This window comes from Bradyrhizobium sp. LMTR 3, from assembly GCF_001693485.1.
Taxonomy (GTDB): Bacteria; Pseudomonadota; Alphaproteobacteria; order Rhizobiales; family Xanthobacteraceae; genus Bradyrhizobium.
On record NZ_MAXC01000053.1, the window covers coordinates 183523 to 194493 of the forward strand.

At 59.0% G+C, this 10971-nt stretch carries 9 protein-coding genes and 1 riboswitch; of the genes, 1 reads left to right on the forward strand and 8 read right to left on the reverse strand.

Annotation, left to right across the window (positions count from 1 at the left end; translation table 11 throughout):
* Positions 1 to 12 precede the first annotated feature (12 nt).
* The 5 genes from LMTR3_RS33065 to LMTR3_RS33085 form a co-directional block, all read right to left on the reverse strand.
* Positions 13 to 597 (reverse strand): HyaD/HybD family hydrogenase maturation endopeptidase, encoded by a 585-nt coding sequence (locus tag LMTR3_RS33065; RefSeq protein WP_065749339.1) that lies wholly within the window; start codon positions 595 to 597, stop codon positions 13 to 15.
* 12 nt (positions 598 to 609) lie between these two features.
* Complete coding sequence (gene cybH, locus LMTR3_RS33070; protein WP_065749143.1) at positions 610 to 1338, reverse strand: Ni/Fe-hydrogenase, b-type cytochrome subunit; 729 nt, start codon at positions 1336 to 1338, stop codon at positions 610 to 612.
* Between the two features lie 11 nt (positions 1339 to 1349).
* Positions 1350 to 3140: a nickel-dependent hydrogenase large subunit gene (locus LMTR3_RS33075; protein ID WP_065749144.1), complete on the reverse strand. Its 1791-nt coding sequence runs from the start codon at positions 3138 to 3140 to the stop codon at positions 1350 to 1352.
* A gap of 22 nt (positions 3141 to 3162) precedes the next feature.
* Positions 3163 to 4254, reverse strand: coding sequence for a hydrogenase small subunit (locus tag LMTR3_RS33080; RefSeq protein ID WP_065749145.1), 1092 nt, complete (start codon positions 4252 to 4254; stop codon positions 3163 to 3165).
* Positions 4255 to 4842: 588 nt separating this feature from the next.
* A complete protein-coding gene (locus LMTR3_RS33085) occupies positions 4843 to 5913 on the reverse strand; it encodes a hypothetical protein (protein WP_245320091.1) in 1071 nt (356 codons plus the stop codon).
* Between the two features lie 1643 nt (positions 5914 to 7556).
* Here LMTR3_RS33085 and LMTR3_RS33090 point away from each other — a divergent pair.
* Positions 7557 to 8135 (forward strand): histidine phosphatase family protein, encoded by a 579-nt coding sequence (locus LMTR3_RS33090; RefSeq protein ID WP_065749341.1) that lies wholly within the window; start codon positions 7557 to 7559, stop codon positions 8133 to 8135.
* Here the strand turns inward: LMTR3_RS33090 and cobT are convergent.
* Genes cobT through LMTR3_RS33105 form a run of 3 tightly spaced genes read right to left on the reverse strand, consistent with a single transcriptional unit; the run spans position 8130 to position 10715 of the window.
* Positions 8130 to 9185 carry a nicotinate-nucleotide--dimethylbenzimidazole phosphoribosyltransferase gene (cobT, locus tag LMTR3_RS33095; protein WP_065749146.1) on the reverse strand — a complete coding sequence of 352 codons (1056 nt, stop codon included), beginning with the start codon at positions 9183 to 9185 and terminating at the stop codon, positions 8130 to 8132. The genes LMTR3_RS33090 and cobT overlap by 6 nt on opposite strands.
* A 52-nt stretch (positions 9186 to 9237) precedes the next feature.
* The gene (gene cobF / locus LMTR3_RS33100) at positions 9238 to 9987 is read right to left on the reverse strand and encodes a precorrin-6A synthase (deacetylating) (RefSeq protein ID WP_065749147.1); all 750 of its coding nucleotides are present in this window, start codon (positions 9985 to 9987) and stop codon (positions 9238 to 9240) included.
* Positions 9988 to 10037: 50 nt separating this feature from the next.
* Positions 10038 to 10715 carry an energy-coupling factor ABC transporter permease gene (locus tag LMTR3_RS33105; protein ID WP_065749148.1) on the reverse strand — a complete coding sequence of 226 codons (678 nt, stop codon included), beginning with the start codon at positions 10713 to 10715 and terminating at the stop codon, positions 10038 to 10040.
* A gap of 37 nt (positions 10716 to 10752) precedes the next feature.
* Positions 10753 to 10970: riboswitch (cobalamin riboswitch) on the reverse strand.
* Between the last annotated feature and the right edge of the window lies 1 nt (position 10971).

Genomic DNA, 10971 nt, shown 5'->3' on the forward strand with positions numbered 1-10971 from the left:
ATCTGCGAGCCGCTAGATCGGTCGCGCCCTCCTCTCATAGTTTGCGTGGTCGATATCGTTCGCGAGCAGACGCTCCGACTCCGGTAGCGGCGTGGTCCGCAGTTTTGCCGGAGAACCCCACTGCGCCAGCAGTTCGCAACCCAGTTCGATCGCAGGCGCAATCTGAGTGCGCACCGGAGCCGTCAGCGGTCCGCCCCAATCCTCCAGATCAAGTGGCTGACAGCCGACTAGAGCGAGCTGTCGCGGGCAGCGGCCAAGCAGGTCGGCTGCACTTAAGACCTCCTGGAAGCCGGTCTGATGCAGGCTCACCTTCTTGGCGCCGGTGAATTTCGGCACCTCCTCGTCTCGCACGAGCTTCAAGTGCCCGGGCGCGAGTCCATAATCGATGGCATCGAACGCGATCAGGCAATCGACCTCCTGTAGAAAGTTGACGAGGTAGAGCCCCTGCGTGCCGCCATCGAGCATGGTGACATTGCCAGGGACGGCGTAGCGGCGGTGGAACTGCTCCACCACCCTCACGCCGAACCCCTCATCGGCCCACAGGATATTGCCGATGCCGAGCACCAGGATCCGTTTCGTGTTCTCCGGAGTTGGCATCTGCATTGTCAATCAATCGCGGAATTCGCGCTCGCCGAAAATGATCGAGGAGACGATGCTCTGGGACGACACGATGTCTTCGCGAACCGCTGTATAGATGTGGATGAGCGCAAACGTCACGATCATCCACAGGCCGAGATGATGCCAGGTGTGGACGTCCTGGCTGTTCGGCCAAATCGAAAGCACCCACCCGAACAGCCTGTACTGCCAGCTGTCGTTGCCGGTGCCCTGCGCGTACAGCGCAAAGCCGGTGACGATCATGAACGCGATCGTCAGCGTAAACATGAAGAACATCGCAAGCTGGGCCAGCGGATTGTGCGCGACGTATTTCTTTGGCTCGGCCGCAACGAAAGCGTACCAGCGAATCTCGTGCCACACCTCGCGCCAATAGCTCTTGCGCCAAAGCGGCACGTAGAAAATTTGCTTAGCATGGGGGTTGCCCACGAACGCCCAGTAAATGCGCAAGAGGAAGCCGAGCGTGAGCGCGTCGCCTGCGAAGAAATGCGCAAAACGGATATAGCCGAACAGAAAATTGTCGCTTGTCTCTCCCGGCATGGTCGGTATCCCACTGGCGATGAAATAACCGGTGAGGCCCAACACCAGGATTGCCGCGGCGTTGATCCAATGCCACAGCCGCACCGGCGCCTCGTAGACGTAGACGACGCCACGCTCGCTGCGGCCGGAGCGTACCGGGTCAACCGCGACAGTGGCAGTTAGCGCTTGCGGAGATTTGTCCAACAATGCCGCCTCCCCTAGCGGACCTTGATCGTTGCCATTTCCTGGCCATCCGGCCCCATCACATGTGTCGAGCAGGCCAGGCATGGATCAAACGAATGGATCGTGCGCAGGATTTCCAGCGGCTTCTCCGGATCAGCGATCGGCGTATCCATCAGCGAGGCCTCAAATGCACCGATATTGCCATTTGGATCACGCGGCGAGCCGTTCCATGTCGTCGGCACGACGCATTGGTAGTTGTCGATCTTGGTCTCCTTGATCTTGATCCAGTGCCCGAGCGCACCACGCGGCGCCTCGGTGAAACCGTAGCCCTTGGCTTCCTTCGGCCAGCTCTCCGGCTTCCATTTATCGACGTTGGCGGTAGCGGTGTCACCCGCTTTGATATGCGCCATAAGCTTGTCCTGGAAATAGCGCATCTGGTGCGCGGCCCATTGGCATTCGAGCGCACGCGCCGCAGTGCGGCCGAGCGTCGAGAAGAGTGCAGCGAAGGGAAGATCGAGTGTCTTCAGCAGCTTCTCGGTCGGCTCCTTGAACTCCTCTTTGCCTTGTGCGTGACCTATGAGGTATCGCGCCAGCGGTCCCACCTCGACGGCGTTGCCGCGCCAGCGAGGCGCCTTGATCCAGGAATATTTGCCGCCTTCGTCGAGCTCCTTGATGTCGGTCGTGGTGCCCTTGACGTTGGGCCCGAGCCGGAAATTCGGCTCGGTTATACCATCCCAGGGATGCAGCCCCCTCCTTTCATCGGGATACTTGTACCAGGAATGAGCGACGAACTCCTGGATCTGCTCGGGATCGCCGTGATCGATCGGCAGAACTTCGCTGAAATTGCCATTGAGGATCACGCCGCGTGGCTGCTTGAGGTTTTTCGCGGAATAGTCATTGGCATTCTCGGGAATGTCGCCATAGGACATTACGCTCTTACCCGAGAGACCGCAGCCATAGAGCCAGTCCTTGTAGAAGCAGCCAATCACGGTAACGTCGGGCAGATAAACCTGCTCGACGAATTCGATCGAACGGCCAATGATCGAGGATACCAGGTTTAGCCGCTCCATATTGATGGCGCCCACTGCACCGGTACCATCGACATTGATGGCGCAGGCCACGCCACCGACCAGCCAATTCGGATGCGGGTTCTTGCCGCCATAGATGGCGTGGATCTTGACGACGTCCTTCTGGAAGTCGAGCGCTTCCAGATAATGCGCCAAGGCCATCAGGTTCGCTTCCGGCGGAAGCTTGTAGGCCGGATGCCCCCAATAGGCGTTCTTAAACGGGCCGAGCTGCCCTGATTCAACGAACTTGGTCAGCCTGATCTGCAGATGCTTGAAATAGCCTGGCGATGATAGCGGCCAGGGGGAGACCGACTGCGCCAACGCAGAGGTCGCCTTGGGATCGGCCTTGAGGGCGGAAATCACATCGACCCAATCCAGCGAGTGCAGGTGATAAAAGTGCACAAGATGATCGTGCACCTGCAAGCAGAGCTGCATGATATTGCGGATCGAATTAGCATTCTCGGGAATACTGATACCCAGCGCGTTCTCCACCGCGCGCACCGAGGTGAGCGCATGCGTGCCGGTGCAGACGCCGCAAATCCGCTCGGTGAACGCCCACGCGTCGCGAGGATCGCGTCCACGCAGGATCGTCTCGATGCCGCGCCACATAGTTCCGGATGAGACCGCGTTGCAGATCACATTGTCGGAATCGAGATTGACCTCGACCCGGAGGTGGCCTTCGACCCGGGTCAGCGGATCGACGACAATGCGTTTGCTGGAATTGTCGAGCTTGAACCCATTCGGTGTCTGGGCGCCCATCGTTGTCCTTCCCTGAATTCGATTATTTTTCCTGAGCTACGCTGCCCGGTTTACCGGTCAGCCGCTTCGCGGCCGTGATCGCCGCGTGCGCGGCAACGGCTAGGCCGACCGCGCCAGCAGCGGCCATGCCAATTTGGTCGGCGTTGGCCTCGATGCCGAATTGCTTGATGGTCGTCAGTCGATCGTAAAATGAGCCCTTGTCCCAAAAGCCATCTTCGGAGCAGCCGAAGCAGCCGTGGCCGGATTGGATCGGGAAGGAAACGCCGTCGTTCCACCGAACGGCCGAGCAGGCGTTGTAGGTGGTCGGCCCCTTGCAGCCCATTTTGTAGAGGCAATAGCCCTGGCGCGCGGACTCGTCGTCCCACTCCTCGACAAATTGGCCGGCGTCGAAATGGGGACGCCGATAGCACTTGTCGTGGATCCGCTGGGAATAGAACATCTTTGGACGCCCTTGGCGGTCGAGCTCGGGAAGCTTTCCGAACGTGGTGATGAAGGTCACCAAGGCGGTCATGACCTCTGCGATGGGCGGGCAGCCGGGCACCTTGATGATCGGTTTGTTCGTGATCACTTTATCGATCGGCGTCGCCTGAGTCGGGTTGGGCTTGGCTGCCTGCACGCAACCCCAAGACGCACAAGTACCCCAAGCAATGATCGCCATGGAATCTTCCGCCATCGCCCTGAGCTTTTCGACGAACGGCTTGCCGCCATCAATGCAAAACATGCCGCCTTCGTTCAGCGGCGGATTGCCTTCAACGGCAAGCACATACTGGCCCTTGTACTTGGCGCGGGTCTCCTCGAGGATAGCTTCGGCCTGGTGTCCTGCCGCCGCCATGATTGGGGCGTCATAATCCAGCGAGATCATCGACAGCACCACGTCTTTGACCAGCGGATGGGCCGAGCGGATAAAGCTTTCCGAACAGCAGGTGCATTCGAGCCCGTGCATCCAGATCACGGGTACACGCGGCTTTGTCTCCAGCGCGTTGGCAATTTGGCTTGCCGCGAGCGGACCGAGCCCGAGGCTCGTTGCCGTCAAACTGCAGAATTTGTGGAAACTGCGACGCGTGATACCCTGACGTCTGATGACGCCGTAAAACGTTTCCGTTGCCCCACCCATAAACCCCTTCCAAGCTGTTATTGAGACTTACTGAGGCTCTGAGCAAGAAGCAGGCCAACACCACCTGAAACACTTGAGAGATGCCAACGAATTTCCAGAAAAAGCGTTCAAATTGTCACGTGGGGCCATGAGAGCTGAGGAAGCATCGATAGGAAGCGCAAGCAAGCTGCCGGCTAGAGCTCGGTGACTTTGCGACCAGTCTGCCGTTCAAATCACGCCAGGCGGAACGAACGCACGTGTGCGTTCGCAGCGTCTACATAATCAAGTCGTCGCATGCCGCAATCCGGCGGCTCGACCTCCTTCTGGTTTCACGAAGCTGGCCTCTCAGGACTAGATTGGATTTCCAGGTTCGCAACCTCGTCAGGTGGCTTATCGCGGCCAGTCAGCCGCTAGAAGATCACAGCATATCCGTGCAACATCCCTTCCTTACGGCGACCGTAGCCAGCCATGTCGTGACGTCTTTGAGCCCTACTTGGATCTTTGTCGTGTGAAGAATTATCCAATTGAATCTTAGAGCACCGGCTCGCAATTTCAATTCATTAAGAATCCTTCGACCAGTGTCGGACACCACACGTCTGACACATACCGTCAGCTTAGGGACGCGCCGCGGGTTAACAGCCGCTGTGAAAGAACAGCCTCAACACTTTCGGACCCCTCAACTCCGATAATTGGACGCCCCGGTTCAACCATATGTTTTAAGGCAGTAATACGGTGCATCCGGGTAAACTGATCCAGCGCATCAACACAAGACGCGCGTAGCTTTGCGATTTCATCGCCAAGGCGTTCGATGACGGGCGAAATGGTCGCAGTCCTGGGAAACTCCGCTTCCCCTTCTAGCCAAGTTGGCGTGGGTTCCGCGCTTGTATTGCCCGGTGACAACCAGCGGAACACCTCGTTGATGCATCCCTGCGGATAGTATTCGGAAAGCCGATATACGTCCCAATAGAATTGCGGCTTCTGTTGGAAGAGATCTTCACCGACCAGTAGCACCGAGACCGCCACGACCCGCGCAGAGAACCGGCCGCTCGGGCCAAGCCTATTCGTGTAGGGGTTTTTTCCATAAAACACACGGAATTGGCCAAATAGGTCGGGTGACATATGCTCATAAAAGCGCGTCAGAACATAATTTGCTGACTTAAGGCGTTCCAAGCACACCGCAAGACATTGGCGAGCGTCAGCGTCAGCCGTGTCACGCAATTCAAGTAGAGCATCGATTGCTAGCTGTAGATCGCTCTCGATGAGTTGGTGACCCAAGCAAAAATCTCGCTCTTCGACCCCGGCCGCGCCGAGGCAATATACGCGTGGATCGCTCTGCACCGGGTTCGCAAGGATCATATCTTCATACGAGAGGACCTCAATGCTAGGCTTCCGATCACAACTTAATCGGGCAAGACGGCTCAGCTCCTCTCCTACGGCCAACTCCGCTTCTATGGGATGAAGACCAGCAAACGCTGACATCTGATAAGCACAGTTGACGAGATAGTGGATGTCTGTCTTGGCTATCGCGAGCTCGGGCTGCGGCAGATTCAGCAGCTGTACCTCATAGTCGGCCGATGCAATCATCGCGTTAATGCTGCGTCCAAGATCCTTGACCCCTTCATCTGGCCGTTTACTGCGTTTGATCTCGGCAATGCAGTGCGGGAGCTGATCGGCGACCAAATTGCTGAGAGGCCCAAGCGGGCGTTTTTTTGCCCGCGATCAATACTATCGGTCAGATGAGAAAATATCTGCGCCCGATAGCTCGGCGCGTTCATGCTTTCGGACTCCCATTAATGTTCGTGTGTCAAGCCGATGACAGCTGCGGCCGCCGTCACATCAATTTCCTCTTTGGCTCCTTGCTGAGAAGCGGATTTCGGTCAGCGCACTGCATTCGTCTCTCACTCGACGCAGGTCAGATCGCACCTTGCGATGCGCCGGCGAGCCGCGCGGGATGAGGACAGTTTGTCGAGGACAGGCAGATATCGCGGCCAATGCGCCTTCGTGCGTTGCGAAGCCAGACCGCACTCAGTACGGCGTCTCGGGTGCTGATTTGGATCAATCGAGTAGGTTTCATATAACTCCTGCGCCTACGACTGGGAGAGCGGCATGATCGCGCGGGTCTTTCCCAGCAATGGACGTGCCATCAAGCACGTCGTGCAAGCCTTGCTTGAAGCGTGAAAACCATGTGCTTCGCGCCGCGGCGAGGGAATATTTGCACCTCGGCGTCGGCTTTCGAACATACGCGTCTGCAACCGGACACGCCGAATACGACACCGCCATCGTAGCATCCGTCGATTTCGCAACCGTTTCGATGCGCATGTCGAACTCGCCCTGAACCGGTTAGGGCCAGAACTGCTTGAAGTGGGCATAACAGCGATAAAGAAAGCCTCGCAACACGGCGGTGCCAGAGTTTTGGGCGTTACCGGGCTCTGGCAGCATTTTCCAACTTTCCGGAGCGCCGTGCCAGTTGCCGAACGGTCTTGGGAATAGCATCCCCCTGACTTCAGGGGTGTGAGATCAAATGTAAGATCTCTAAGCGGGCGCTCATACGCGCGACAGTAAAGAAGCCCGACCCCTCTCGGCGGCCGCATTCGCTAACTCGGAAACACTGCTTCGAAAGCGTACAACCTGACGCTACGTGCGATTCAAGTCTCACCTGAGGGTTCTCGCAAAAATTTGTATGAACTTTCGGCTTACGATCTGCTCTTCGCTCGCTGTTTGTCCAGGAATCGTCCGTCTCCTTTCGTATTTGAAGTCTGAGCCGCTGGCGCCTCAGTTTCGCCACCAGCCTTAATTTCAAGGCAGCATCAACAGGGATGTCGTTGCCGAGTGGATAAGGAGAAAGATGAAGAAGCACTCTTGATGCCGATCCGGAAGTCAACTCTTGCGTTTTGTGCACCGCCAACGCATATACGCACCACGGTAGCGCGATGCGCTATCGCAGCCCTCCTTGGGCGTTTCCTCCCTAGACTTGGGCCGCTTGTTCATTACAAGCGGCCTTTTTTTCTCGGCGGCCGCTGTGGCGACACCCCGGCAATTCTTTCGGAAATTGGCTTGCGCAGGCGGTTAGACGACCGCCACGCTCGCAACGAGTTGCTACATTCGGCGCGAGCGCCCATCGCCGTCGTACTAACGAGAAGGGATGAGCGCGATCATGAGAAATTGGCCTGACGCGAGGCAACGCGCCTTCGTTGCAGGTGGGCGGCGCGCGGAGGTGTTGAGATACGCATTTTTCTCCGGCCGTGATATCAGTCCTTCGGTAAAGCCTCCGCGGGCGAATGTTAAAGAACTTTTTCGTATTGATAAGCATCGGAGATATAGGGATGGAAGGGGAAGCCTTTCTTTGGTTGGTCCGGCATGCGGTAGTCGTCAATACTATCGAAGGAACGATCTCCCCGTCGGGCGCTCCGGCTGATCTCAGCGGTCGGGCGCATTTGGAAGCCGTGCGAAGGCGCTTACCGCGGGACGCCGCAAGCTATGCGAGTCCGTCTCAACGAACTCTTGATACCGCGCGCGCATTCGAGCTTGATCCGATTCTCGTGCCTGAGTTTCGGGAGCAGGACTTCGGGCATTGGACAGGCCGACGTCACGACGATCTCGCCGATCTCGGAGATGAAGGGTACGCCGAGTTCTGGAAGGATCCCGCTCGTTCAAGCCCACCAGGCGGCGAGAGTTTCGAAGATCAAATTGCGAGGGTTCAAGATGGACTTCGTAAAATAGCTGCTGGTCCAGCAACACTCGTGGTGCATTCCGGCACTATTCGCGCCGCGCTCTGCTTGGCCCTCGACATCGCACCGCAAGCAGCGTTGCGCTTCGTTATCGATCCGCTGTCGATCACCCGAATTGATCGGCTACGGAACAATTGGCGGATTGTGTCGGTCAATCAGAATGTCGCGTTATGAGCGATTCGGAACACTGGCTTGTGCGAAGGTCGCCATGCCATTGTGCAGAGCGCATGCAAGCCGCAGGATCGGCAATGCAAGCGCGGCGCCCGATCCCTCCCCTAATCTGAGGTCCAGATTGAACAACGGCTGCATATTCAGGGACTGAAGAACCAGGCGATGCCCCTGCTCGGCCGATTGATGCGTGGACAAGAGAAAGGGCCGACACGATGGATTAAGATGCACCGCCGTCAATGCCGCGACGGACACGATGAAACCATCGATCAGGATCGGAAGGCGACGCTGTGCGGCGGCGATGATCGCGCCCGTAATCGCAGCCGTTTCGAGACCGCCGACCGCGCACAGGATCCGCTCGGCAGAAGTTCCTGGTCGTGTAAGGTCATGACGAGCCAGCGCTGCATCAATCAGGTGCGCCTTGCGCGCACGGCTGTCCGCATCGATCCCGGTGCCATTGCCGGCCGCCTGCTCGGCGCTGACGCCAAGCAGGGCGGCGGCGACTGCCGCAGAAGTCGTGGTGTTGCCGATCCCCATGTCGCCAAGGATCAGAAGATCTGGCTCTGCTGAGGCCGCGCGCGCGATGGCGCGCTTGCCGCAGTCGAAGGCGAAGGCGACCTCCCCCAGCTCGAGCGCCGTTTCCTTGCTGAAATCTCGGCTGCCGCAGCGCGGCTTGTCTGTCGCGACGCCCGGGATGGGCTGTTCGGCGAGCGTTCCGGCATCGACGATCTCCAAACTTAAGCCCAGTTCGCGCGCGAGAACCGAAATTGCTGCACCGCCTGATGCGAAATTCGACATCATCGCGATCGTAACTTCCTGAGGATAGGCCGATACGCCCTGCGCGACGATGCCGTGATCCCCTGCAAAGACGATGATCGGCACACCCTCGGCGCGAGGCCGGTCGGTTTGTTGCAGACCGGCCAGCTCGATCGCGAGGTGCTCGAGGCGACCCAGCGCACCGGTCGGTTTGGTGAGCTCGGCCTGACGGGCCAGGGCAGCATCGCGATGGACGGTCGAAACGCCCGGACACTCCTGGTAGACCCACTCGGGTAGCATGTCGTCCTGCCCTTGGTGATTGTTCAAGATGCCAGCGGCCTTCCCACGAGTGCTACGACACGCGCTTGAGGATGTAGCTATCCATGATCCAGCCGTGCCTGGCGCGTGCTTCCTGTCGGGCGGCGACGATGACTGGCCCCACTTCTGCGAGCGCACCTGACATGGTGATTTGCCGGGGCATCCCGAGGTAGGCGCCCCACCAGATATGTAGTCCGGTCGGCTCGAGCCACTGGAACGCGGCGCCGCCATCGAGCATGACGACCACCGTGTCGGCGCCGGACGGCCAACCGCCTTCGCGCAGCCGCCGTCCGGTGGTGACGAGAAAAGGCTCCCCAATGTCGTTCAGCGGCAGTGAATGTGCGGCGCAAAGCGCCTGGATCGACGTGATGCCCGGGACGACCTCGATCATCGGCAACGGATCAAGCTTTCGTGCGATCCGCAAGCTCGAATCGTATAGCGAAGGATCGCCCCAAATCAGCAGGGCAACGCGTCCGTCATCACCGAGATGCGCCGCAATCGCTCGGGACCAGGTCACTGCGACGGCGTCGTGCCATTCGTCCACTGCCTTGCGGTAGCCCTCCTGCGCCGTGTCGCGAATGGACAGGTCGAACTCGGCAACGCGCGTACGGCTGTTCGTCAAGGCTTGCGCGCAAATCAGCCGGCGCAGGTCGGCGAGATCGGACTTCGCGGCACCTTTGCGCGGAATCAGCACCAGGTCAGCCGCATTGATTGCGCGGATCGCAGCAAGCGTGAGCTGCTCGGGATCGCCGCAGCCAATGCCTATCAGGGAGAGTGTCAGCATCGCGTTATGAAACGGGGGCGGCCGCGACTTGCGACCGCCCTTACGCCATCTCAGGCGGCGTTGTGAAGCCGATAAGTAACAAGACCATCGGCCGTCACAGCTCTCAGTGATTTCGCCAGAGCCAGCACGGCTAGATCGGCCAGCGGCTCAATTACTACGACGAGCGCGTAGGAAGCGGCGAAAGACGCGATGGAGGCGAGGTTCTCGGCCGCAAAGCCCGCACCATACAGCGCCCAGAAGGCGACCCACGCCACGATGCCGAATTGATAGGCGGTCGAAAGCGCAAGCGCCTGGCGATACTGCAGGTCAACATAGGCGGTGTCGCGAGGAATGATCCACCCGGCCAGCGCCTGGATCGCAAACAAAGGCACCAGCAGCGTGGTCACGTTCATACCATATTGCGGCAGGTCGGTCGGTACGAAGAACAGCCCCTGCAGCAGCAGTCCAAGCGCCAGCCCGAACGCGGCTGGCGCTGCGCCGAACAGGAGAAACAGCGTCGAGCCGAGAATGAAATGCACCTCCGAGACCCCCATCCGGAAATGCGGCAGGAGTTCGAAGAACGAGAAAACCAGGACCGTTGTTGCGATGGTGCGCACCACGAATGAAACAACCCCCTGCTCGCGCACGGTTTCGACCGTGAGCTTGAGAGCGCAGCCGGCGGCAACAGCTCCCGTCGCGTAACTCAGCGCGAGCTTGGCGCCCGTAACGATACCTGGTTCGATATGCATGACTTACGTCCCTTCTGCCGTCACACCCGACGGCGCTGGTATTAAAAATTGCAGGGCCGGTCTCCTCGCTCGCGGTTCGAAACGGGTCCCGGCTTCCCAAGCTTGACGGCCCAGTGGCGGATCGGAGCCCCTCACCGCTTACAGGCGCGGGCGCGGCCGGAGCTTTGGGCGCCGCATTCACGTCCGCCCTTGCCCGTTCCCGATTATGCTCCGGCGCTTTCCGCCGCTTCGAGCACCATGCCTGTTCTGTGTGCTC

Coding starts and splice junctions, on each gene's coding strand:
- LMTR3_RS33065 (WP_065749339.1), bottom strand. CDS start 597: ATGCCAACTCCGGAGAACACGAAACGGATCCTGGTGCTCGGCATCGGC.
- LMTR3_RS33075 (WP_065749144.1), bottom strand. CDS start 3,140: ATGGGCGCCCAGACACCGAATGGGTTCAAGCTCGACAATTCCAGCAAA.
- LMTR3_RS33080 (WP_065749145.1), bottom strand. CDS start 4,254: ATGGGTGGGGCAACGGAAACGTTTTACGGCGTCATCAGACGTCAGGGT.
- LMTR3_RS33090 (WP_065749341.1), top strand. CDS start 7,557: ATGGAAGGGGAAGCCTTTCTTTGGTTGGTCCGGCATGCGGTAGTCGTC.
- cobT (WP_065749146.1), bottom strand. CDS start 9,185: ATGCTACCCGAGTGGGTCTACCAGGAGTGTCCGGGCGTTTCGACCGTC.
- cobF (WP_065749147.1), bottom strand. CDS start 9,987: ATGCTGACACTCTCCCTGATAGGCATTGGCTGCGGCGATCCCGAGCAG.
- LMTR3_RS33105 (WP_065749148.1), bottom strand. CDS start 10,715: ATGCATATCGAACCAGGTATCGTTACGGGCGCCAAGCTCGCGCTGAGT.